21 protein-coding genes are annotated in these 23790 nt (G+C 67.7%); 8 read left to right on the top strand and 13 right to left on the bottom strand.

Annotation, left to right across the window (positions count from 1 at the left end):
* The first annotated feature begins 120 nt into the window (after window positions 1–120).
* The 4 genes from DNK34_RS08180 (at window position 121) to DNK34_RS25405 (ending at window position 4605) form a co-directional block, all read left to right on the top strand.
* Window positions 121–495 (top strand): PilZ domain-containing protein, encoded by a 375-nt coding sequence (locus DNK34_RS08180; protein ID WP_131173226.1) that lies wholly within the window; start codon window positions 121–123, stop codon window positions 493–495.
* A 375-nt stretch (window positions 496–870) separates the two neighbouring features.
* Window positions 871–2070 (top strand): DUF3142 domain-containing protein, encoded by a 1200-nt coding sequence (locus tag DNK34_RS08175; RefSeq protein ID WP_131173227.1) that lies wholly within the window; start codon window positions 871–873, stop codon window positions 2068–2070.
* The gene (locus tag DNK34_RS08170; RefSeq protein WP_131173228.1) at window positions 2057–4168 is read left to right on the top strand and encodes a hypothetical protein; all 2112 of its coding nucleotides are present in this window, start codon (window positions 2057–2059) and stop codon (window positions 4166–4168) included. The genes DNK34_RS08175 and DNK34_RS08170 overlap by 14 nt, the downstream gene beginning before the upstream one ends.
* A gap of 287 nt (window positions 4169–4455) precedes the next feature.
* On the top strand, window positions 4456–4605 hold the full coding sequence (locus DNK34_RS25405; RefSeq protein ID WP_165497277.1) for a hypothetical protein: 150 nt from the start codon (window positions 4456–4458) through the stop codon (window positions 4603–4605).
* A 14-nt stretch (window positions 4606–4619) separates the two neighbouring features.
* Here the strand turns inward: DNK34_RS25405 and radA are convergent, their stop codons facing one another.
* The 7 genes from radA to DNK34_RS08135 all read right to left on the bottom strand — a co-directional run bounded on the left by radA (window position 4620) and on the right by DNK34_RS08135 (window position 9736).
* On the bottom strand, window positions 4620–5984 hold the full coding sequence (radA, locus tag DNK34_RS08165; RefSeq protein ID WP_131173229.1) for a DNA repair protein RadA: 1365 nt from the start codon (window positions 5982–5984) through the stop codon (window positions 4620–4622).
* Between the two features lie 125 nt (window positions 5985–6109).
* A complete protein-coding gene (locus DNK34_RS08160) occupies window positions 6110–6379 on the bottom strand; it encodes a hypothetical protein (RefSeq protein WP_131173230.1) in 270 nt (89 codons plus the stop codon).
* An 8-nt stretch (window positions 6380–6387) separates the two neighbouring features.
* The gene (locus DNK34_RS08155; RefSeq protein WP_131173231.1) at window positions 6388–6666 is read right to left on the bottom strand and encodes an HP1242/YdcH family protein; all 279 of its coding nucleotides are present in this window, start codon (window positions 6664–6666) and stop codon (window positions 6388–6390) included.
* 96 nt (window positions 6667–6762) lie between these two features.
* Window positions 6763–7323 carry an ankyrin repeat domain-containing protein gene (locus DNK34_RS08150; RefSeq protein WP_131173232.1) on the bottom strand — a complete coding sequence of 187 codons (561 nt, stop codon included), beginning with the start codon at window positions 7321–7323 and terminating at the stop codon, window positions 6763–6765.
* A gap of 86 nt (window positions 7324–7409) precedes the next feature.
* Window positions 7410–8909, bottom strand: coding sequence for a catalase (locus tag DNK34_RS08145; RefSeq protein WP_207401572.1), 1500 nt, complete (start codon window positions 8907–8909; stop codon window positions 7410–7412).
* A 294-nt stretch (window positions 8910–9203) separates the two neighbouring features.
* Window positions 9204–9440, bottom strand: coding sequence for an HP1242/YdcH family protein (locus DNK34_RS08140; RefSeq protein ID WP_131173234.1), 237 nt, complete (start codon window positions 9438–9440; stop codon window positions 9204–9206).
* Between the two features lie 77 nt (window positions 9441–9517).
* Entirely contained in the window at window positions 9518–9736 is a 219-nt protein-coding gene (locus DNK34_RS08135) for a hypothetical protein (protein WP_131173235.1), read from the bottom strand.
* Between the two features lie 279 nt (window positions 9737–10015).
* Between DNK34_RS08135 and mscL the strand changes: the two genes are divergently transcribed.
* Window positions 10016–10429, top strand: coding sequence for a large-conductance mechanosensitive channel protein MscL (gene mscL / locus DNK34_RS08130; protein WP_131173236.1), 414 nt, complete (start codon window positions 10016–10018; stop codon window positions 10427–10429).
* Window positions 10430–10475: 46 nt separating this feature from the next.
* On the opposite strand, the gene DNK34_RS08125 is transcribed toward mscL, so the two are convergent.
* Window positions 10476–12032, bottom strand: a complete 1557-nt coding sequence (locus tag DNK34_RS08125; RefSeq protein ID WP_131173237.1) for a TerC family protein — start codon at window positions 12030–12032, stop codon at window positions 10476–10478.
* 293 nt (window positions 12033–12325) lie between these two features.
* Window positions 12326–13099 (bottom strand): ferredoxin--NADP reductase, encoded by a 774-nt coding sequence (locus DNK34_RS08120; protein WP_131173238.1) that lies wholly within the window; start codon window positions 13097–13099, stop codon window positions 12326–12328.
* A 234-nt stretch (window positions 13100–13333) separates the two neighbouring features.
* Here DNK34_RS08120 and DNK34_RS08115 point away from each other — a divergent pair, with 234 nt between their 5' ends.
* Entirely contained in the window at window positions 13334–14737 is a 1404-nt protein-coding gene (locus DNK34_RS08115) for an FAD-binding oxidoreductase (protein ID WP_131173239.1), read from the top strand.
* A gap of 1072 nt (window positions 14738–15809) precedes the next feature.
* Here DNK34_RS08115 and DNK34_RS08110 read toward each other — a convergent pair.
* Entirely contained in the window at window positions 15810–17387 is a 1578-nt protein-coding gene (locus DNK34_RS08110) for an aldehyde dehydrogenase (NADP(+)) (protein ID WP_131173240.1), read from the bottom strand.
* A gap of 71 nt (window positions 17388–17458) precedes the next feature.
* Entirely contained in the window at window positions 17459–18454 is a 996-nt protein-coding gene (gene araD1 / locus DNK34_RS08105) for an AraD1 family protein (protein ID WP_131173403.1), read from the bottom strand.
* 103 nt (window positions 18455–18557) lie between these two features.
* Here araD1 and DNK34_RS08100 point away from each other — a divergent pair, with 103 nt between their 5' ends.
* Both DNK34_RS08100 and DNK34_RS08095 read left to right on the top strand, forming a co-directional pair.
* The gene (locus tag DNK34_RS08100; RefSeq protein WP_131173241.1) at window positions 18558–19478 is read left to right on the top strand and encodes a LysR family transcriptional regulator; all 921 of its coding nucleotides are present in this window, start codon (window positions 18558–18560) and stop codon (window positions 19476–19478) included.
* A 95-nt stretch (window positions 19479–19573) separates the two neighbouring features.
* Window positions 19574–20698, top strand: coding sequence for a methyltransferase (locus DNK34_RS08095; RefSeq protein WP_131173242.1), 1125 nt, complete (start codon window positions 19574–19576; stop codon window positions 20696–20698).
* A 123-nt stretch (window positions 20699–20821) separates the two neighbouring features.
* On the opposite strand, the gene DNK34_RS08090 is transcribed toward DNK34_RS08095, so the two are convergent.
* Both DNK34_RS08090 and DNK34_RS08085 read right to left on the bottom strand, forming a co-directional pair.
* Window positions 20822–22141, bottom strand: a complete 1320-nt coding sequence (locus DNK34_RS08090) for a TldD/PmbA family protein (protein WP_131173243.1) — start codon at window positions 22139–22141, stop codon at window positions 20822–20824.
* Complete coding sequence (locus DNK34_RS08085; protein ID WP_131173244.1) at window positions 22141–23583, bottom strand: TldD/PmbA family protein; 1443 nt, start codon at window positions 23581–23583, stop codon at window positions 22141–22143. The genes DNK34_RS08090 and DNK34_RS08085 overlap by 1 nt, the downstream gene beginning before the upstream one ends.
* Between the last annotated feature and the right edge of the window lie 207 nt (window positions 23584–23790).

The following is a 23790-nucleotide window of genomic DNA, read 5'->3' as shown; positions in this document are numbered from 1 at the left end:
GCAGGCCGCCAGCGCGGCCATTGCGCGGCGGATGGCACTTCCGCTCGACCGCGCGGTGCCGCCGCCACACGCTTCATGCTCACCTTGGCTATAGTGAGTGCACCTTCCAGGAGTTTTTGCATGAACGACATAGCCAACGAACGTCGGCGCTTCCAGCGCATCGCCTTCGATGCACCCACCGAAATTGTCCAGGCCGAGAGGATCTGGCCGGTCGAGCTTCACGATATTTCGTTCAAGGGCTTGCTGATCAGGCGCCCCAAGGACTGGGATGGCACAACGGGCCAGACCTTCGAAGCCCGTATTACCCTCACCGACACCTTGCGCGTGGTCATGCAGGTGGAGCTGGTTCACAGCGAAGCCAAGGTGCTGGGCTTTCTCTGCCAGCACATCGACCTCGACTCCATGAGCCACCTGCGCCGCCTGGTGGAACTGAACCTGGGCGACGAGCAGTTGCTGGAACGTGAACTGGCCGCACTGTGCGAGGACGATACCTGAGCCGCAGCGAGCGGCGTGCTCGGCTTCGTTCGACGACACGGGGCGGATGACGCCCCAATCCCTAATCAGGCATTGGGCCCGCAAAACGGCGGTTTGCCCTGGCCCTGCGGGAGCCGCGCCAGCGCGGCGAGGGGTGGCCATGACCCGCGTCGTGCGATAGCCAGCAGCGCATCGCGCCGAGGTCGACGCGCCTACGCGGGCGGCGGTTTTCCGCTCTTCCGTAGGCCCCCTGCCCCTGCAAAAACCTTATCTGATCGGCATGTCCCCAATCCCAGCTTTTTTCCTGCGTTTCTGCGCAACGTCGCCCCATGTCGCTCGGCGCAGCGTATCGTATGCCATCATCACGGCTTCCCCTGATACGCGACGAAAACCGGCATGCCCCGCCCCATTACCTACCTCGGCCCGCTATTGCTGGCGCTCCTGTCGAGCGCCTGTTCGGTACCCTCATCGGAACCGCTGGAACAGCAGGTGTACATCTGGCAGCGCCAGTGGCAGCCAAGCCATGCCGAGGCGCTGGCCCGAACCCGGACGCATATGTCCACCCTGCGGGTGCTGGCCCTGCAAGGCCATCCCCAGGGCGGCTGGGCGCGTGCCTACCCGGATCTGCCGCTGCTGATCCGCGATGGTCGGCCGGTGATCGCCGTGGTGCGCCTGGACGGCCAGTTGCCGCAACTGGATCAGGCCGAAATCGGCGCCCGCATCGACAGCCTGCTGGCCGACTGGCGCAGCGCCGGCCTGCAGCCGGTCGGCCTGGAGATCGACCATGACTGCGCCACGGCCCGCCTGCCGGGCTACGTGCACTGGCTGCAAGCCCTGCGCGAACGCCTGCCGCAGGATATCCGCCTGAGCATCACCGCCCTGCCCGCCTGGCTCGACAGCCCTCACCTGGATGCCCTGCTGGCCAGCGTCGACAGCTCGGTGCTGCAGGTACACGCGGTCAGCGACCCGCGCGCCGGCCTGTTCGATGCCGGCCAGGCGCGGCGCTGGGCCAGGCGCTATGCCGAACGCAGCCCGACGCCCTTCTTCCTCGCCCTGCCGGCCTATGGCGTCGCCCTGCTCGACAGCCCTGACGGCCTGCCCCTGGTGGAAAGCGAAGTGACGCTGCCGCACGCCGGCGCGCGCCACGAACTGCGCGCCGAGCCACAGGCGGTGGCCGGCCTGATCGACGGCCTGCGTGGCGACGCTCTGCGGCACCTGGCCGGCATCGTCTGGTTTCGCCTGCCACTGCCCGGCGACCGCCGGGCCTGGCCCATGCCGACCCTGCTCGCCGTCATCGATGGCCAGCCGCTGCAGGCCAGGGTAGAGCTGCGCGTCGACACCCGGGACGCTGTCCAGCAGCTGTTCGTCGACAACAACGGCACCCTGGAGGCCGAACTGCCGGCGCGCCTCGAAATAGCGGCCGGCGCCTGCGACGCCGCCGATGCCCTGCCGCCCTATCGCCTGCAGCGCACGGCCGATGCTCTGGTCTTCACCCGTCAACGCAGCGCGCCCCTCGCCGCCGGACACTCCCGGCCCCTGGGCTGGGCCCGCTGCCGCCACCTCGATCAAGGTACGCTTGCCCATGCACAAGACTGACTGGCGCCTGGCCTTCGCCCTCGCCACGCTGCTGCCACTCGCCGCCCAGGCCTGCGGCCCGGACTTTCCCTATCGCCTGCTGGACGACCGGGCCAACGCCCTGAGCGAGCTGCCGGAGGGCAATTTCAATTTCGAGGTCAGCCGCCTGGGGACGGCCATCGAGCAGTTGGGCCAGGCCGGCGCGGGCACCCTCAGCAACTACTGGTATGACGACGATGCCTACACCTCGGCCCGCGACCAGGCCGAGCGCGAGCAAATGCCCACCGCCCAGGCGCAGCGCATCGCCACCCTGCGCACGCTGGACGATCCGGCCCAGGTCGAGGCGCAAGGCCGCGATCTCCCCGCCGAACTGCGTCTGTATACGGCGGGAGCGGTGGCCTTCGCCCGGGGTGACGACGCGCGCGCCAGCGACTATTTCCGTCGCGTGCTGGCCCTGCCCGCCGAGCAGCGCGCCCTGCGCAGCACCTGGGCCGCCTACTCGCTGGGCCGCAGCCTGGCACGCCAGGCGCAGGACACCGACGAGGACGCCCGCCTGGCTCTGCTGCAGCGCGCCGCCGAGGCCTATCGGCAGGCCCGCGACCTGCACATCGAGGGCTTCAGCGACCCGCTCGAACTGGGCATCGCCAGCCTCGGCGAAGAAGCCCGCCTGGCCCTGCTGCGGGACGACTGGGCCGGCGCCATCCACCTGTATGCCAGCCAGTCGCGCCATGGCTCGGCGACGGGCACCAGCTCGCTGCGCCAGGTGGCGCGCGCGCTGATGGCCCTGCCGCCGGAACGCCTGGCCACCCTGCTCGACCAGCCGCCAGTCCAGCGCCTGCTGACCGCCCAGCTGTTCAGCCGCCTGGACAGCTTCGACCCGCTGTCCGAGGCGACCCAGGCGCTGATCGAACAGTTGCAGAAGCTGCCCGTAGCCGCCCTGGAGAACGCCGACCGCCTGGCCGCGCTCAGCTACCAGCGCGGCGACTACGGCAATGCCCGGCGCTTCCTCGAACAGGCCGGCGACAGCGGCCTGGCCTGGTGGCTGCGGGCCAAGCTGGCCCTGCAACGCGGCGACAAGCCGGCGGCCCTGCAGGCCTATGCCGCAGCCGCCAAGGCCTTTCCCCGGGAAGAAAGCTGGGGCTTGCGCATGACCGAGGGCGGCACCTACGAAACGGTGCAACCGGGCTGCCGCATCGGTGGCGAAATGGCCATCCTGGCCCTGGAGCGTGGCGACTACCTGGACGCCTTCGAACAGCTGTACCGCGGTGGCGAGCTCTACTGGATGGACGCCGCCCTGGTGGCCGAGCGGGTGCTCAGCGTCGACGAGCTGAAGGGCTATGTCGACGCCCATATCGCGGCCGAAGACCAACCGGCCGAGGACTGGCGGCAACCGGTAGCCAACCGCATGCGTGAACTGCTGGCCCGGCGCCTGGTGCGCGAAGGTCGCAGCGAGCAGGCCATCGCTTATTTCAACCGTGACGAACTGCGCGACCAGGCCCGGCAGTACCAGACGGCCCTGGACCAGGCCGAATCCGCCTGGACGGACATCGGCAAGGCCGAGGGGTACTACCGTGCGGCCATCGTCGCTCGCGAAGGCCTGGATCTGATGGGGTACGAGCTGGACCCGGACAACGTCTGGTTCGGCGGCAGCTTCTACTTCGCCACTCGCCGTGAGGCTCGGCTACAGCCGGCGGGGCTACTGAGTGCAGCCGAGGCCGAACGGCAGAATGCCAGCGCCGCCAACCCCGACCGGCGCTTCCACTACCGCTACGTGGCGGCGGATCTGGCCAGCCGCGCCGCCGACCATCTGCCGCCGCGCAGCCAGGCCTTCGCCGTCTCGCTGTGCCTGGCCACGGGCTGGACGCTGGAGCGCGCGCCGGATATCGCCCGCGGCTATTACCGGCGCTATGTGGAACAGGGCCCCTACGTCCCCTGGGCCCGGCACTTCGGTTACGACTGCCCCGAGGCGAACTTCGACGGTGCCCGCGCGCTGCTCTGGCAACAGCGCCAACAGGCCGTGCGCCAGGCACTGCGGCCGTACAAGTACCTGCTGGCGGCCATCCCCGTGCTGCTGCTCGCGGGTGTCGTGCTCTGGCGCCGACGGCGCAGCGGCAATTGATGCGGCCAATGCCAGTCAGTCAAGCATTGGGTCCGCAAAACGGCGGTTTGCCGTGGCCCTGTAGGAGCCGCGACCCCGCGGCGATTGGTGGCTGCGCCGTAGATGCCGCTGAATGGACACAACCCTATCGCGCCGAGGTCGGGGCTCCTACAAAATCGGCATTGGCCATGCGGCGTCCTGTCGCGGCCAGCGCCCGGCGATCATTGACCTCGGTCAAGTTCGCCGGGAAGGGCCAGTCGCAGGATAGAGACGAACCCAGAACGGCAATGCCGCACGGAGGTACCGTCATGATCACCGCCCCTATCGCCAAGACAGCCGGTTTCCATTCGCCCCGCCAGAGTGTGACTCGGCCAGCGCTCTACGTCGCCTGGCTGGCCCGCGTCAGTCAGCGCCTGCAACGCCGCCGGCAGGCGGACGCGGCCTGCCTGATCCACTGAGCCGGCGCGCGGCCTCACTCGAACAGCGCATCCAGCGCCTGTTCGAGACGGGTCACGGCCACCACTTGCAGCCCGGGCGGCGCCTCCTTGGGCGCGTTGCCACGGGGCACGATGGCGCGCTTGAAGCCATGCTTGGCCGCTTCCTTCAGGCGCTCCTGACCGCTGGGCACCGGACGGATCTCTCCGGATAGGCCGACCTCGCCGAACACCAGCAGATCGTGGGGCAGCGGCCGGTTGCGCAGGCTGGAGATGACGGCCGCCATCAGCGCCAGGTCCGATGCCGTTTCCAGCACCTTGACCCCACCGACCACGTTGAGGAACACGTCCTGGTCGTAGGTGGGAATGCCGCCATGACGGTGCAGCACCGCCAGCAGCATGGCCAGGCGGTTCTGATCGAGCCCCAGGGTGACCCGCCGCGGGTTGGCCATGTGGCTGGTGTCGACCAGCGCCTGCACCTCCACCAGCATCGGCCGGGTGCCCTCCCAGGTGGCCATGACGATGCTGCCCGGCACTTCCTCCTGGGCGCGGGTGAGGAAGATCGCCGAGGGGTTGGTCACCTCCTTCAGGCCCTTGTCGGTCATACCGAACACGCCCAGCTCGTTGATCGCGCCAAAGCGGTTCTTCACCGCCCGCAGCAGGCGCAGGCGGCCGTCCGGGTCGCCCTCGAAATACAGCACGGTGTCGACCATGTGCTCCAGCACCCGCGGGCCGGCCAGGGCGCCTTCCTTGGTGACGTGGCCGACCAGGAAGATCGCCGTGCCGCTCTGCTTGGCGAAACGCACCAGCAAGGCCGCACTCTCGCGCACCTGGGCCACCCCGCCGGGGGCCGACTGCAACTGCTCGGTGAAGATGGTCTGGATCGAGTCGATCACCATGACCTTGGGTTTTTCCAGGCGGGCGGTGGCGATGATGCTTTCGATGCAGGTCTCGGTCATCACCTTGAGCTTGTCTTCCGGCAGGCCCAGCCGGCGCGCGCGCATGGCCACCTGCTGCTGGGACTCCTCGCCGGTGACGTAGAGCGCGGGAAAACGCTGGGCGATATTGCACAGGGTCTGCAGCAGGATGGTCGACTTGCCGATACCGGGATCGCCGCCGATCAGCACCACGGAGCCGTCCACCAGGCCGCCGCCGAGTACCCGGTCCAGCTCGGCCGAGGCCGTGGAGAAACGCGGCATTTCCTCGACGCTGACTTCGGCCAGGGTCTTCAGTTGCGCCTGCTGCCCCGCCCAGCCGGTGCGCCCGCCGGGTGTGCTGGCGCTGGCCTCCAGCACGGTTTCCACCAAGGTGTTCCAGGCGCCGCATTCAGCGCACTGCCCCGCCCATTTCGGGAAGGTCGCGCCGCACTCGGTGCAGCCATACATGCGCTTGGCCTTGGCCATGGGGGAGGACTCCTGTGCGAACGAAGCCCGGATGATACGAAATGGCTGGATATATTTACAGCCTCGTACAGCGCCGGCAGCCGCCGAAACGCCAAGCCGGGCGCGCCGACCATCGGCGCGGCCACTCAGTAGCCGGGCAAGCCTCGGCAGCCGTCGTCACACGTCCCCTTGCAACGCTGCAACTGCAGCGCGATGGCGTTTTCCAGTCGCGCACGTTGCCGGCGGAGCGGCGAGCGCTCCACCCCCTCGGCGCCCTCCTCACGGAAGATGCGCTCGTTCAGCCGTTCATACTCGCCGGTCAGGCGGGCGAATGCCGGCGCGCAGCGGCGCAACTGCCGCCAGTCGGCGCGCGGCTGGCCGGCATCGGCGTCCGGCGAACGGAGCTTGACCGTCATGGGGCGGCTCAGCCGCGGCAGGCGTTGCCGCATCCGCAGCACTGGCCGGCTTCGCGCTTGAGGCGGCGGGCCAGGTCGTCCTTCAGCGCCAGGCGCTGCGACTTGAGCTGGCCCAGGGCCGCATCGTCGAGCCGTTCGATGCCGTCCTCGATACGGCAGATGCGCTTGTCCAGGGCTTCGTATTCCTCGGCCTGGTGGGCGAAGCCGGCGTCTTCCTGGCGCAGGTGGTGCAGTTGGGCGCGCCACTGGGGGAAGTCATGGATCAGCGGATGGTGGTCGACGTGCATGGCAGCGCTCCTGGTGGGAATCAGCCTGCAGCCTAACCGCCCGGGGCGGCCCTGCCGTTGATCCGGGTCAACCCCGCTCGGCGGGCGCGACGCCGGTCAGGGCTGGCCCTGCTGCCAACGCGTGCGGATATCGCCCCGGGCAAGGCGCTGCGCGTTGTTGCCGAAGGCATCCTCGGCGCTCAGGTCGGCGCCTTTGTCCGCCAGGGCGTCGAGCACGTCCTTGCGCTGGAACAGCGCCGCGTACATGGCCGCGGTCTGGCCGCTGCCATTGCGCTGGTCGGGGTTGCAGCCGGCGTCGAGCAGGCGCTTGGCGATGCGCAACTCGCCCTTGAAGATGGCGCCCATCAGGGCGGTATTGCCGCGCTTGTCCTGGGCGCAGGCATCGGCGCCGGCGGCCAGCAGGCGCTCCACCGCCTCGCGGTGACCGTGGTAGGCGGCGAGGATCAGGGCGGTGTAGCCCTTGTCGTCGGCGGTGCCGAGGTCGTAGCCGGCCTGGATGAATTCGTCGAGCATGGCGCTATCGCCCGCGCGCGCCGCCTGGAAATAGTAATCGCGCAGTTGCGCCTGGATGCCTTCGGCATCGCTGGCCGGCGGCGTGTCGGCCAGCAGCGGTACGGCGCCGGTCAGCGCCAGCGCGAAACATATCGTACGTAGCATGGGAACCTCCCGAACGGCCACTGGCCGTTCCCGCTTGCACAGTAGCCGCGATGCCCGGGAAAAGCGGCATCGCGGTACCCGGTGAATCAGTCCTGCAGCTCGGCGGCCAGCGACTTGACCCGGGCCAGGTCGCCCTTGGCCACTTTGGTCAGGCCCTCGCCATACTGGGCATCGGCCTTGTAGAAGAACGACAGCATGATGTGCTTGCTCTCGTCTTCGGCGCCGGCCAGGGCACCGCCCAGGCTGGCGATCAGGTCGCCCTGCATCTTCTTGTCGTAGGAGCGATACAGATCACCGGCCTGCTTGAAGTTCTGCTCGCGCTGGATCTTCTTCTGCTCGGTGCTGCCGCTCAGCGGCAGGTTGCTGTAGCGCGCATGCTCGGTGGCCGGACGCGGGTTGATGCGGCTGGGCTCGTAGTTCACCTCGGTGGTGGTGTGGCCGATGTTCGCCGCGCCATCCTGGTTGCCGTTGTTGACCGCGACCTTGGCCTGGTTGATCGGCAGGAAGGCATGGTTGACGCCCAGGCGGTACATCTGCGTGTCGGCGTAGGAGAACAGGCGGCCTTGCAGCAGGCGATCCTCGGACGGCTCGATACCCGGCACCAGGTTGGCCGGCGCCAGGGCGACCTGCTCGGTCTCCTGGAAGACGTTGTCCGGGTTCTTGTTCAGCACCATCTGGCCGATCTTCTTGAAGGGCACGTCCGGCCAGATCTTGGTGGCGTCCAGCGGATCGAAGTCGTACTTGGCCAGGTCGGCCGGCTCCAGCACCTGGATGTACAGGTCCCACTTCGGATAGTCGCCGGCGTTGATCGCGGTGATCAGGTCGCGGCTCATGTGGTTGAAGTCCTTGCCCTGGACCTGTTCGGCCTGTTTCGGGTCATGGTTCTTGGTGCCCTGCAGGCTGCGCCACTGGAACTTGACGTAGCGGTACTCGTTCTTGTCGTTGACCAGCTTGTAGGCGTGCACGCCGTTGCCGTCCATGTGCCGGTAGCTGGCTGGCGTCCCTTCGTTGGAGAACAGCTGGGTCAGGGTGCGGGTGGCTTCCGGCACATGGCTGAAGAAGTCGAACAGGGTGCGGTCGCTGCCGTAGTTGGTGTTCGGGTCGGGTTTGAAGGCGTGCACCATGTCCGGGAACTTGATGGCGTCGCGGATGAAGAAGGTGGGGAAGTTGTTGCCGACCAGATCCCAGTTGCCTTCGCTGGTGTAGAACTTGGTGGCGAAGCCGCGCGGATCACGCAGGGTTTCCGGCGAATGGTTGCCGTGCACCACGCTGGAGAAGCGCACGAACACCGGCGTGGTGGTACCGGGGGTGAAGACCTTGGCGCGGGTCAGGTCGGAAATGTCGGCGCTGGCCTTGAATTCGCCATGGGCCCCCGTGCCGCGTGCGTGCACCACGCGCTCGGGAATGCGCTCGCGGTCGAAGCGTTGCAGCTTCTGGATCAGTTGCACGTCCTGCAACAGGGCCGGGCCGGTGCTGCCGGCGGTCTGCGAATTCTGGTTGTCGCCGACCGGCGCACCATTGTCACGGGTCAGGGGGGCGGCGTAGCTGGACAGGGTAAACAGCGAGGCGGACAGCGCCGCCGTCATCAGGCCAAGGGCGGGTGCCCATGAAGTCCGGGATTTCATGGAAGAGTCCTCTTTTTTGTAGAGATGAGCGCGTCGTGCGCCCATCAAGCCTACGAGGACCCGAACCCGGACCTAAATTGAAAAATGCCAGCGCCTCGATAGGCAATGGTTATTGCTCGTTCTTGCGCAAAGCTGCTACGCCCCGCCGGGCGGTTGACGCCAACAGGGCAGTGCGGCAGCGCAGGAACGGCCGTGGACAGCCGCTGGCATGATCCGAACGCAGCGGATCACGCCTCGGCCACAAGCCCGTCGCCCTCAGGCCTCTTCCAGTTGCTGAACGATCTTGTCCTTGAGCAGGACCCGCTCGCGACGCAAGCGGCCCAGGGTTTCATCATCGAAGGGTTGGTTACCCGACTCGAGTTCGACGATGCGCTTGTCCAGGCTCTGATAGCGCCCGACCAGGCCATCGAAACCCGGGTCCGTCCTGCGGCGCTCGGTCAGCTCATCGGCGAACTGACGAAACTCCTTGTGCAGATCATGCTCGGCGGTCATGGGTCACTCCCCTTGGTGTGGATGTTCAAGGATTGACCCCAGCCCGACGACTCCGGCAGCAATGATCCGACAGGCTGTCATCGGCCCGAGCAGTCATTGCCACAGTGACAGCAACCGCCAGCGGCCTCGTGCGGTTGCCGCGCCAACTCCTCAAGCGGAGCGGAAGACCGCAACCGGGGCGTGTTCGCGCCCTCGCTCGATACCCGCGCTGCGTCGATCGACGCGTAGGCCAGCGTGGCCTCGGGCGGATCGCGGCGCGGTTGTGGTTCGGGCGGAGTGGCGTAATCGATATGCATGGTCATGCTCCCGGTAGGTGAACTCGGGCCACTGTAGTCGGCTGCAATCCGGCGTCCCTTGACCCCCGTCAACGCCGCCGGGCCGGCGGACGGCCATCCGTCGCCGCCATGGCGCGCGCGCTGGCGGAGCGCATCGGCAGGGCGACCGAAGGGAAATCAATCCGGACAATTGTCATGCCCCGGGGTCACAAAATTGGCGCGGCCATGAGAAGGACGCATGGCAGACGACCGGGAGTGCTTTACACTTCACCGCACGAATCAGACCAATGGGGGTTGCACATGAGCTTCATCAATGAATTCAAGGCGTTCGCCGTCAAGGGCAATGTCGTCGACATGGCCGTGGGGATCATCATCGGCGCCGCCTTCGGCAAGATCGTCTCGTCCTTCGTCGGCGACGTGATCATGCCGCCGCTCGGTCTGCTGATCGGCGGAGTGGACTTCTCCGACCTGGCGATCACCCTCAAGGCCGCCGAAGGCGACCTGCCGGCGGTGGTGCTGGCCTACGGCAGGTTCATCCAGACGGTGATCGACTTCATCATCGTCGCCTTCGCCATCTTCATGGGCGTGAAGGCGATCAACCGCCTCAAGCGCGAAGAAGCCGTGGCACCCTCGGCGCCACCCGCGCCGAGCTCCGAGGAAGTGCTGCTGGGCGAAATCCGCGACCTGCTCAAGGAACAGCAGCGCAAGGAATGACGCTCATGTGCAACGGCGCCCGCGGGCGCCGTTGCAGAGAACGGCCTTACCCGGCGGCCGCTCGCGTGAGCAGCAAGCGCGCCACGCGCCGTTCCTTGACCTCGATGACCGTCAGTTGCCAGCCGAGGTAGTCGACCCGATCGCCAATCAGCGGCAGGCGGTCGAGCAGGCTCATGGTCAGGCCGGCCAGGGTCTGATAATCGTCGGTCGGCCTGGCGCCGAATCCCAGGCGCTCACGCAGCACCGCCAGGTTCACCGCACCGTTGACGCGGAAACCATTCTCCACTTCCTCGACGTCCGGCCCTTCGACCTCGCTGGCATCCGGCAGCTCGCCGGCGATCGCCTCGAGGATATCGGTCAGGGTCAGCAGACCTTCGAAGCCGCCGAACTCGTTGACCACGAAGGCCACGTGGGTGGAGGCCTGGCGCATCTGCTCCAGGGCGCCGAGCACGCTGGAACTGTCCGGCAGGTTGATCGGCGCGCGCACCAGGCTTTCGATGGCCGGCTGCTCGCCCCTGAGCAGTTCCTTGAACAACTCCTTCTTGTGCACGTAGCCCAGCGGCTCGTCGCCGGCGTCGCCACGCGAGACCAGCAGACGCGAGTGTGGCGAGTCGAGCAGGGCCTGGTGGATCTTCTCCGGCGAGTCGTCGAGGTTGATGCGGTCGACCTCCATGCGGTCGGTCATGACCTTCTGGATCGACTGCTCGGCGAGGCTGAGCACGCCGCTGATCATCACCCGCTCACGGCGGTCGAACAGCGCCACTTCGCCCTCGCTGCCTTCGAGCATGTCGGCGATCTCGTCACCGACCTCGTCGGCCTGCACCTTGCCGCCGAGCATGCGCATCACCGCGTGGGCGGTGCGCTCGCGCAGGCCGCGCTGGCCCTGCAGGCTGCGCTTGCGGCGCGAGCGGGCGACCTGGTTGAACAGCTCGATGAGAATGGAAAAGCCGATGGCGGCGTACAGGTAGCCTTTGGGAATGTGGAAACCCAGGCCTTCGGCGGTGAGGCTGAAGCCGATCATCATCAGAAAGCCCAGGCACAGCATGATCACCGTCGGCCGGGCGTTGACGAAGGCGGTCAGCGGCTTGCTGGCGACGATCATCAGACCGATGGAAACGATCACCGCGATCATCATCACTTCCAGGTGCTCGACCATGCCCACGGCGGTGATCACCGCGTCCAGGGAGAACACCGCGTCGAGCACGATGATCTGCGCCACCACCGGCCAGAACCTGGCATAGGCGCGCGCGCCGCCATGCTGGTGTACGCGGCCTTCGAGGCGTTCATGCAGTTCCATGGTGGCCTTGAACAACAGGAACACGCCACCGAAGAGCATGATCAGGTCACGCCCGGAGAAGGTCTTGTCGAATACCTCGATAAGCGGATCGGTCAGGGTCACCAGCCAGGCCATGCTGGCCAGCAGGCCCAGGCGCATGATCAGCGCCAGGCTCAGGCCGATGACCCGCGCCCGGTCACGCTGCTCGGGCGGCAGCTTGTCGGCGAGGATGGCGATGAACACCAGGTTGTCGATGCCCAGGACGATTTCCAGGACGATCAGGGTCAGCAGGCCCAACCAGGCCGTGGGATCAGCGATCCATTCCATTTAGTGCGGTGCTCTCTCGACGCGAAGACGGACACGGCCAAACGCGCGACGCAGCAGTACAGCACGTGCGCAAGCGGATGGCGGTGGGGAAAAGCATGCAGCGCCAGGCTGCCGGGAAGACGAACGCCGGGTGGCGTCGCCGGAGTGGCTCAGCGCCCTCGGCCTGGGTGGCGAGGGCGGTCTACAACTGTCACTGTCCATGGGATCCGTGAACGGCAATATCGGCCGGTCAATCTAATCCAGTTGCCCGATGGCGCTAAGCGGCCATTCGTAACCAGTTTTTACCAAAGCGCCTACCAGTAGTTCTCCACCGCCACCTGGCCGGGCCGGCGCGTCAGGCTCAGGTTCATGCCGCGCACCTTCAGACGCTGGCGGATGTCGTCGATCATCTGCGGGTTGCCGCAGATCATCACCCGCGAATGCTCAGGCGCCAGTGCGAGACCGGCGGCACGCTCCAGCTCACCGCTGTCGAGCAGCTCGGTGATGCGCGCGTTGAGGCAGCCCGGCGCCTGCTCGCGGGTCACCACCGGCAGGTAGGTGAGCTTGTGGGCGAACTCGGCCAGGTACTCCAGCTCGGCGAAGCCGTGGATCATCGGCTGATAGGCCAGCTCGGCGACGCTGCGCGCGCTGTATACCAGGACGATGCGCTCGAAGCGTTGCCAGATGTCGAAGTCCTGCAGCATCGACAGGAACGGCGCGACGCCGGTGCCGCTGGCCAGCAGCCAGAGGTCGCGGCCGTCGACGAAGCGATCCAGGGTCAGGTAACCGGTGGCGGCCTTTTCCACCAACAGGCTGTCGCCCACCCGCAGACGGCTCAGCTCGCTGGTGAACTCGCCGCCCGGCACCACGATGGAGAAGAACTCCAGGTGCTCGTCATGGGGCGCGGAGACCAGCGAGTAGGCGCGCCAGACCACCGTGCCATCGGCCTTTTCCACACCGAGGCGGACGAACTGTCCGGCGCGGAAACGGAAACCCGCATCACGGGTGGTGCGCAGGGTGAACAGGCTCGGGGTCAGGGTCTGCACCTCGAGCAGGGTCTGGCGGGTGTACTTGTCTTCGCTGCTCATGCGCGGCTCCATCGGTTCTGAACCGCTAGTGTCGCGCAAAGCCGCGCCGGCAAACACCGGCAGTTTTCAGGGAAAACGGCCCGGGGCTGTGCCTGGCGAACGCCTGCCGCGATGCTATGATCGCGCGACGCCCCGTCGCGATAGATGACGGATGGATTGCCCCCGCCTCGCCTTCCACACCGTGACCAACGCGCTGACGCCGTTGTAGCGTCCAGCCGGAACCAGGAGCCTGCCATGAATGCCCATACCCCGCCTCCCCGCACGCTGCCCGCCGCGCTGCTCGAGGCCCTTGCGCAACTGCTCGGCGAACGCTTCAGCACCGCCCGGGCCGTGCGCGAACAGCATGGCCGCGACGAATCGCTGTACGACCCGGTAGCGCCGGACGCCGTGGCCTTCGCCCGCAGCCAGGAGGAGATCGTCGCCGTACTGCGCCTGTGCCACGAACACCGGGTGCCGGTGATCCCCTATGGCAGCGGCTCGTCCCTGGAAGGCCACCTGCTGGCGGTCGAGGGCGGTATCAGCCTGGATGTCTCGCAGATGGATCAGGTACTGGCCTTCCAGCCCGAGGACATGAGCATCAGCGTGCAACCGGGCATCAGCCGCAAGGCGCTCAACGAATACCTGCGCGCCTCGGGCCTGTTCTTCCCCATCGATCCGGGCGCCGACGCCAGCATCGGTGGCATGTGCGCCACCCGCGCCTCGGGCACCAACGCCGTGCGCTACGGCACCATGCGCGAGAACGTGCTGGGCCTGACCGCGATCCTGGCCAATGGCGAGGTGATCAAGACCGGTTCGCTGGCGAAGAAATCCGCCGCGGGCTACGACCTGGCGCGCCTGTTCATCGGCAGCGAAGGCACCCTTGGGGTGATCAGCGAGATCACCCTCAAGCTGCATCCGCAGCCGGAAGCGGTGAGCGCCGCGGTGTGCAGCTTCCCCAGCGTGCATGCCGCCGTACAGACGGTGATCCAGACCATCCAGCTGGGCATCCCCATCGCCCGCGCCGAACTGATCGACACCCTGACCACCCAGGCGCTGAACAGCTACTTCAAGCTGGGCCTGAGTGAAGCACCGACCCTGTTTTTCGAATTCCACGGCAGCGAGGCCGGGCTCGCCGAGCAGGTGGCCATGGTCAAGGCGCTGGTGGCGGAGAACGGCGGCAGCGACCTGCAGTGGGCCACCGCCCAGGAAGACCGCAACAGGCTGTGGAGCGCCCGGCACAACGCGCTGTTCGCCATCCTGCAGCTGAAACCCGGCTGCCGCGCCTCCTCCACCGACGTCTGCGTGCCGCTGTCGCGCCTGGCCGATTGCGTGGTGGCCACCGACGAGGACGTGCGCCAGTCGAACATCCCGGCACCGATCTTCGGCCATGTCGGCGACGGCAACTTCCACGTCTGCCTGCTGCTGGACCCGAACAGCGCCGAAGAACGCGAGGAAGCCGAACGCCTCAACCGGCGCATCGTCGAACGCGCCCTGGCGGTGGGCGGCACCTGCACCGGCGAACACGGTATCGGCCTGCACAAGATCGACTACCTGGTGCAGGAGCACGGCGAACCGGCGATCGAAGTGATGCGCTCGATCAAGCGCGCCCTGGACCCGCACAACCTGATGAACCCGGGCAAGATCTTCCGCATGAACTGAATGGCCTGCGCCGGTGCAGCCGGCGGACAGGCTTCGCGTCATCCAGCCCGTGGCTGACGCGAACCGTAGCCTGGGTGGAGCGCAGCGATATCCAGGGCACCATCTCCCGGGTGTCGCTGCGCTCGACCCGGGCTACCTGAAGTGAAATCCCGGCGGCCATCCCGACGAGGCGAAGCGCGAGTCCGCCCTCAGCCACGCGGCCCGACCGATCCACCGAACAGACGGCTGCCCGTGGCTGACGCGAACCGTAGCCTGGGTGGAGCGCAGCGATACCCAGGGCACCATCTCCCGGGTGTCGCTACGCTCGACCCGGGCTACCTGAAGTGAAATCCCTGCGGCCATCCCGCCGAGGCGAAGCGCGATTCGCCCTCAGCCGACCGATCCACCGAACAGACGGCTGCCCGTGGCTGACGCGAACCGTAGCCTGGGTGGAGCGCAGCGATACCCAGGGCACCATCTCCCGGGTGTCGCTGCGCTCGACCCGGGCTACCTGAAGTGAAATCCCGGCGGCCATCCCGACGAGGCGAAGCGCGATTCGCCCTCAGCCGACCGATCCACCGAACAGACGGCTGCCCGTGGCTGACGCGAACCGTAGCCTGGGTGGAGCGCAGCGATACCCAGGGCGCCAGCTCCCGGGTGTCGCTGCGCTCCACCCGGGCTACCTGAAGTGAAATCCCTGCGGCCATCCCGCCGAGGCGAAGCGCGAGTCCGCCCTCAGCCACGCGGCCCGACCGATCCACCGAACAGACGGCTGCCCGTGGCTGACGCGAACCGTAGCCTGGGTGGAGCGCAGCGATACCCAGGGCGCCAGCTCCCGGGTGTCGCTGCGCTCGACCCGGGCTACCTGAAGTGAAATCCCGGCGGCCATCCCGCCGAGGTGAAGCGCGAGTCGCTGGCGCAGACGCGGCCAGACCGATCCACCGAACAGACGGCTGCCCGTGGCTGACGCGAACCGTAGCCTGGGTGGAGCGCAGCGATACCCAGGGCACCAGCTCCCGGGTGTCGCTGCGCTCGACCCGGGCTACCTTCTGCTTTTACTTGCCGCTTGTGGCTTGTAGCTTGCCGCTGCCCCTCAGAGCGCATCGCGGCTGCTGACGCCATCCACCAGGCGGGCGATGCCCAGCGGGTTGGCGTTCTTCAGGGCGTCGGGCAGCAGCGCGTCCGGGCAGTTCTGGTAGCACACCGGGCGCAGGAAGCGGTCGATGGCCAGGGTGCCGACCGAGGTGCCACGGGCATCGGAGGTCGCCGGGTACGGGCCACCATGCACCATGGCGTCGCAGACTTCCACGCCGGTCGGGTAGCCGTTGAACAGCACGCGGCCGACCTTCTGCTCGAGCAGGGCGAACAGCTCGCCGGCGCCGGCCAGGTCGCCCGGTTCGCTGATCAGGGTGGCGGTCAACTGGCCGTGCAGGCCATCGATGGCCGCCAGCAGCTCGGCCTTGTCGGCCACTTCGACGACGATGGTGGTCGGGCCGAAGACTTCTTCCTGCAGCAACTCGTCGCCGTTCAGCAGCAGGCTGACGTCGGCCTTGAACAGTTGCGGGCGAGCCTGGTTGCCTTCCTGCCTGGCGCCGGTCAGGTGAGTGATGCCGGCATGCGCGTTGAGCGCTTCCAGGCCTTTCACGTAGCTCTTCAGGGTGCCGGTGTTGAGCATGGTTTGCGGTTGTTGCTCGGCCATCTTGGCGGTGAAGCTTTCCAGGAAGGCGCTGAACTCAGGCGAACGGACACCGATCACCAGGCCTGGGTTGGTACAGAACTGGCCACAGCCCATGACCACCGAACCAGCCAGCTCGCCGGCGATTTTCTCGCCACGGGCCTTGATGGCTTCGGGCAGCAGGATGACCGGGTTGATGCTGCTCATCTCGGCGAATACCGGAATCGGCTGCGGGCGCGCCGCGGCCATGTCGCACAGGGCGCGACCGCCTTTCAGCGAACCGGTGAAGCCGACGGCCTGGATCGCCGGGTGCTTGACCAGCGCCTCGCCGACGCCACTGCCGTAGATCAGGTTGAACACGCCCTTGGGCATACCGGTGTGGTCGGCGGCGCGCAGCAGGGCTTCGGCAACGAAGGCGGCGGTAGCCATATGGCCGCTGTGGGCCTTGAACACCACCGGGCAGCCGGCGGCCAGCGCGGAAGCGGTATCGCCACCGGCGGTGGAGAAGGCCAGGGGGAAGTTGCTGGCGCCGAACACGGCGACCGGGCCGAGGCCGATGCGGTACTGACGCAGATCCGGACGTGGCAGCGGTTGGCGATCCGGCAGGGCGCGGTCGATGCGTGCGCCGAAGAAGTCGCCACGGCGCAGCACCTTGGCGAACAGGCGCATCTGGCCGCTGGTGCGGCCCCGCTCGCCCTGGATACGGGCGCTGGGCAGAGCGGTTTCGCGGCAGACGGTGGCGACGAACTCATCACCCAGGGCATCGAGCTGGTCGGCGATGGCGTCGAGGAAATCGGCGCGCCTGGCGGCCGGCAGGCTGCGGTAAGCGGGGTAAGCGGCTGCGGCGGCTTTGGCGGCAGCGTCGACTTCTTCAGGGGTGGCCTGGACGAAGTCGTAGGGCAGGGCTTCGCCGGTGCTGGCGTCATGGCTCTGGTGAACGACGGAGCCGGCTGCGCTGAACGCGCCGCCGATGATGTTGTGGCCGATACTGGACATGGGGTGTGCTCCTGGTCAGAACGCAGGCGGGGCCAACAGGCCCCGTCTACAGGAAGGTAGAAGTGCTCGTGTTACAGAACGCGCACGCTGCCCGGTGGCAGCGGCTCGTCGGCCGCGACCAGGCCATTGCGCAACGGCGCGCCGAACTCGTTCATCTCGATCTCGAAGGTATCGCCGGGCTGGGCCTTGATGCCGTCGGCGAAGGACAGCGTGGCGGTACCGAAGTAATGCACGTGCACATCGCCCGGGCGCAGGAACTGCTGGTACTTGAAGTGGTGGAACTCCAGGTTCTCCAGGCTATGGCACATGTTTTCCTCGCCGCTGAGGAACTCCTTCTCCCACAGCACTCGATCGCCCCGGCGAATGCGGCTGGTGCCGGACAGATGGGCCGGCAACTGGCCTGTGCGCAGCTCCGGGCCATAGGCGCAGAAGCGCAACTTGGAGTGCGCCAGGTACAGGTAGCTGCGCCGCTCCAGCACATGGTCGGAGAACTCGTTGCCCAGGGCATAGCCGAGGCGGTAAGGCTTGCCGTCATCACCGATGACGTACAGGCCGACCAGTTCGGGCTCTTCACCGCCATCCTCGGCGAATACCGGCACCGGCAGGTCGGCGCCAGGACGCACGACGATACCGCCATCGCCCTTGTAGAACCACTCCGGCTGCGCGCCGATCCTGCCAGCGCCCGGTTTGCCGCCCTCCAGCCCCCAGCGGAACATGCGCATGGTGTCGGTCAGGGTGGCGTCGTCCTGGGCCTTCTGCTGGTGCATCTTGTCGCGGGTCGAGGCGCTGCCGAGGTGGGTCAGGCCGGTGCCGGTGATCAGGCAGTGGGCCGGATCTTCATGATCCAGCGGCGGCAGGATGCGTCCGGCTTCCTGCAGGTCGCGGTAGGCCGGCCCTGTTTCGCTGCCGCGCGCCGTCACCTCGTCCTGCAGGCTGCGCCCGGCACGAATGGCCGCCAGCGCCAACTCGCGGGTGCTGCCGGCTGCACGCACGGTGTGGATGGCATCGCCTTCGACGATGCCGACCTGGCGTTGGCCCTTCGCGCTTTCGAACTGGATCAGCCGCATGATCATCTCTCTTGTTCCAGGGGATTGGCCGGGACTTTACGAACTGCGCGCCGGCCTGCCTAATGACAACCCCTGATCGCGTAATAACCCGTGGTTATTCCCCATGCTCGCATCGCTGCCCTCCCTGGTTTCCCGCCTGCGCCTGAAACAGCTGCGCCTGCTGATCGCCCTCGACGAACAGGGCTCGCTGCACAAGGCCGCCGAACAGGTCTCGATCAGCCAGCCGGGGGCGACCAAGGCCCTCAACGAGATCGAATCGGCGTTCGGCATGCGCCTGTTCAGCCGTACCAGCCTGGGCCTGGAAGCCAACGACCTGGGCCGCTGCGCGATCCGCTACGCCCGGTTGATCCACAGTGACCTGGCCCATCTGCGCGAGGAGATGCTCGGTATCCTGCAGGGCCAGGGCGGGCGCCTGGTGGTGGGCGTGATCATGGGTGCGGTGCCGCTGCTGATGCGCAGCCTGACGCGCCTACGCGGCAAACAGCCGGAGCTGTCGGTGGAGATCGTCGAAGACACCAGCGCCCGCCTGCTCGGCCTGATCGACCAGGGCCGCCTGGATCTGGCCATCTGCCGCACCAGCGTCAACCAGCGCCCGGACGCCTACGACCGCCTGAGCCTGCATCAGGAACAGTTGCAGGTGGTGGCCAATCCGGATCACCCGCTGGCCGGCAGCCAGGGGCTGAACCTGGCGCAACTGGCGCCCTACAACTGGGTGGTGTATCCGGCGAACATGCCGATGCGCCTGGTGCTGGAGCGCGAATTCAGCCAGGCCGGCCTGGAGTTTCCGCGCTACCCGCTGGAGACCGCCTCGACTTTCGCCACCCTGATGCTGCTGCAGGAAGACCCCGGCCTGATCGCCCTGATGCCGCACGAAGTGGCGCAGTCGGCAGCCCGCTTCGGCAAGCTGGCGCGCCTGGACCTGCCACTGGCGTCGCGCAGCGAACCCTACGGCGTGGTCAGCCGCCACGGCTCACCGCTGTCGGCCCCCGCCCGCTTGCTGCTGGAGGAACTGCGCAGCGAGTAGACGCGCCACCGCCCGGCGTGCCATCCAGCGGGCGGGGAGCAATGCCGGCCGGGCCATGGCAGAATGCACGCCGCCACGCTCAGCATGAGAACAGCATGCCGTCATTCGTTTCCCCCTTCGCCACCCAGGACCTGCTGCGCCAGCCGGAACAGCCCGGTATGCCGCTACAGGCCTTCGACGCCGCCGACGCCTACCTGCTCGAGCACCTGCACGGGCAAAGGCTGCCGGCCAGCACCCGCGTGCTGGTGCTCAACGACAGCTTCGGCGCCCTGGCCTGCGCCCTCGCCAGCCATGTGCAGGTGACCAGCAGCGGCGACTCGCACCTGGCCCACCAGGCCCTGCGCCTGAACCTGGCGCGCAACGGCCTGGCGGCGGACGCCGTGTGCTTCGTGCCGGCCAGCGCAAGCGCCACGAGGCCGTTCGACGTCGTGCTGATCCGCGTCCCCAAGACCCTGGCGTTGCTGGAAGAACAACTGATCCGCCTGCATGGTCAGTTGGCCCCGGGCGCTCAGGTGATCGCCGCCGGCATGATCAAGCACCTGCCCCGTGCGGCCGGTGACCTGCTGCAGCGCTACGTCGGCCCGGTGCAGGCCTCGCTGGCGGTGAAAAAGGCGCGCCTGCTGTACGCCACGCCAGAAGCCAAAGCGACGCCGAAGTCGCCCTACCCGACTCGCTACCACCTGGAAGAGCCGGCCATCGAGCTGAGCAACCACGCCAACCTGTTCTGCCGCGAAGGGCTGGATATCGGCACCCGCACCTTTCTGCCTCACCTGCCGCGCCATCTGGATGATCGCCGGGTGGCCGACCTCGGTTGCGGCAATGGTGTGCTGGGCATTGCCTACGCCCTGGGCAGCCCCAAGGCCGAGCTGACTCTGGTCGACGAGTCCTATATGGCCGTGCAATCGGCCACAGAGAACTGGCGCGCCGCCCTCGGCGAGCGCCCGGTCACCATCCGCGCCGGCGATGGCCTGGCCGAGCAGGCTGCCGACTCGCTGGATCTGGTGCTGTGCAACCCGCCCTTCCACCAGCAGCAGGTGGTCGGCGACTTCCTCGCCTGGCGCATGTTCCAGCAGGCCCGCGCGGCCCTGGTCACCGGCGGCGAGCTGTGGATCGTCGGCAACCGCCACCTCGGCTACCACGCCAAGCTTGGGCGCCTGTTCCGCGGCGTCGAGCAGGTGGCGGCAACACCCAAGTTCGTGGTGCTCAGGGCGACCAAATAACCATCGGCAATGGCGGAGCGGTTGCGCCCCAAATCCCGGGTATCGCTACGCTCAACGCCGGGCTACCAAAGCCTCGTAGCCTGCGGTTGAGCGCAGCGATACCCAGGAGCGGGCAACGCCGCGCTACAGGGTCAAGGTAAAGCGCGACAGCAACGCCCCCGGCAAGGCCATCGAGCCGGTCTGCCTGGCCCCGTAGGTTCCGTTGGGCAGCAGCAACTCCGGCTCGCGGGTCAGGGCCTCCAGGTGCGGGCCGAGGAAATCGAACAGCGAATCGTCGAAGCGCATGCTGTTGACCGGCGCCTGGATACGGCCGTCCTCGACCCAGAAGGTGGCGAAGCGGGTCATCCCGGTCAGGCGCCCGGCCGGCAGGTCGGAGAAGTTGCTGTACCACAGGTTGCCGATATACAGCCCGCTGCCGAGCCGCTGCAGGACGTCGCTGTCGTCCAGCTCGCCGCCGTGCAGGCGCAGCGCCAGGGGATATTCGCCACTCCCCGCGCCATTGGCGACCAGGCCGTATTCGGCGGCGCTGCGCGAGCTGACCAGGCGCTCGCCCGGCTGCCCTTCGCTCAGCAGCCGCAACGGCTGCCGCGGCCCCTCGCGGGTGAAGGCCGGCGCCAAGCCGCCTTCGATGCGCTCCTCCAAGGTCACCCTGGCACTCAGGCTGGCGCTACCGGCGAACAGCCGCTGCAACGGACTGCTCCCGGTGGCCAGGGCCTGGGCGGAAAAACCCCAGGCGAACAGGCCGAACAACTCCTCCAGCGCCGTGGGCGTCAGGTAGGCGCGGTACGCCCCGGGCTGCAGCTCCCGCGCGGGTTTGCCCAGGTGTTGCAACTGTTCACGGGCGAACGCCAGCTTGCGGGCGAAGGCCTGGGCGTCCCAGCGCTCGCCGGCATAGCGGCTTTTCACCGCCTGGCCGTTGTCATGGAACAGGCTGAATTCGAAGTTGAAGCTGCTCGCCGCATGCCAGCCGTAGGCGCCCCAGGAACTGGCGAAGCCCTGGTACTGCGGCCCGACGGCATAGAACCCGACCAGATCGAGCCCCGCCGAGGCCTCGACGATCTGGGCGATGGCGGCGGCGCTGTCCGGGGTCGCCTCGCCTGCCGTGGTCTCGCTGCGCCAGGCCTGACGATTCAGGCGCAGGTACGGGTCGTCGGCCAGCGCCGGCAGGGTCGCGCGCAGGCGCTGCAGGGCCTGATCCAGGCGCAGGCGATCCTCCTCGATCACCCCGCTGAGGGCCAGTTCGAAGTCGCCATGGCGCTCACCCTGATACAGCGCCAGGGTGGCGTAGGCCTGCTGCACCTGGCCGGCCTGGCGCACGCGGGCCTGGTTGAAACGGATGAAATCCGAGGACTCGGCCTGGTACTCCAGGGTAAAGCCCTCTCCCGCCTGCACCTGGGCGTCGAGGTGGCCGAGCAGGTCGTTGAAGTGGCGACGGGCATCCATCAGGCGGCTCCTCCGAATACGTCGATATCGGCGAACACGCAGGCCGGCGAGGCATGGCCGACGCGGATCACCTGGTTGGGCTCGCCCTTGCCGCAGTAGGGGGTGCCCAGCACTTCGAAGGTGCTGGCATCGCCGACTGCCGTCAGGTTGCGCCAGAGCCGCGCGGAGATGCCACGGTAGTTGGGGTTCTTCACCACGCCCTTGAGTTCGCCGTTTTCGATCAGTTGCCCCCACTCGCAACCGAACTGGAATTTGTTGCGCGCATCGTCGATCGACCAGGAGCGGTTGTTGCTCATCAGGATGCCGTGCTCGATGCCGCCGACCAGTTGCGCCAGGCTCCGGGTGCCCGGCTCGAGGTTGAGGTTGGCCATGCGGTCGAGGGGCGGCCGGTTCCAGCTGCAGGCGCGGCTGTTGGCGACACCCTCCAGGCCGCTGCGCCACTGCGACAGCGCGCCGCCGAGGGGGCGCTGCAGGATGCCCTCGCGGATCAGGTACTGGCGCTGCGCCGGGGTGCCGTCGTCGTCATGCCGATAGCTGGCCAGCTCGCCGGGCACGCCCGGGTCGAAGGTCACGTCGAGCAGCGGCGAACCATAGCGGTAATGACCGAAATCCTCCTGGCGAACAAAACTGGTGCCGGCGAAGTTGCGCTCGTCGCCGAGGATGCGATCCAGCTCCAGGGGGTGGCCGATGGACTCGTGGATCTGCAGGATCATCTGATCCGGCATCAGCAGCAGCGCGCGCGGGCCACTCGGGGTATTGGGTGCCAGCAGCAGTTGCAACGCCTCGTCGGCGACACGGCTGGCGCTACCGACCAGCCCGAGCTGGTCGATCACCTCGGCGCCGCCCTGGCGGGCCAGGTGGCTGCCGCCGAAGCTGCGGCTCTGGCTGTCGGCGCCGTCGCTGGCGGTCACGCCCAGTTGCGGGAACACGTAGCGCTGGGCACGGCGCAGGCAGGCCCCGGCGCTGTTCAGGTAGATCTGCTCGGTGGCGGTGAAACTCAGGCCGACATGGCTGTCCACCAGGCGTGCATCCCTGGCTATCCGGCCCGACTCGCCGGTGAGCAGGTCGAACCAGTGCGACGCGTCCGCCAGGGCCTGCCCGTAGCCCGGCATGATGTCGTCGGCCTGCTCCGTGGGCACCGGCAAGGCACGGACATCGAGAAGATGGCGCCCGGCCAGTTGCCGGGCCAGGTGCTCGGCCTTGTCGAGAGCCGCCTGCAGCCCGGCCTGGCTGAGGTCGCTGGTAGCGGCATAGGCCTCCACGCCAGCGATGCGCACGCCGAGCATGGCGCCGGCATCGTCGCCGAAGGACGGCGCCTGGGCCACATGGCGGCGCACCCAGTAGTGTTCCGTGGTTTCGCGGACATGGCGCAACGACCAGAAATCGGCCGTGGATTGCAGGGCGGCGAAGCGGCGTTGCAGGGTTTCGCTGAAGGCGAACATCGGGGCCCCTCGGGTTTGCGGCAAAGGGGGCAGTATGGGAATAACGCTGCGGGTTGAGCAACTGTGGGGGCAGTGCAGATGGGCGAGTGACAAACCGGACAACTGGGCGTCTGTCAGAAAGGGGGGGATGGCCGGGCGCCTACGTTTGCTCGGCTTGAAAAACGGTGGACAAGCTTCGCGTTGTCCACCCTACACATGTCCGGGCTA

Origin of the sequence: Phytopseudomonas dryadis, assembly GCF_004327355.1 — a bacterium.
Classification (GTDB): domain Bacteria; phylum Pseudomonadota; class Gammaproteobacteria; order Pseudomonadales; family Pseudomonadaceae; genus Aquipseudomonas; species Aquipseudomonas dryadis.
This window is presented reverse-complemented; position numbering and strand designations above follow the sequence as displayed.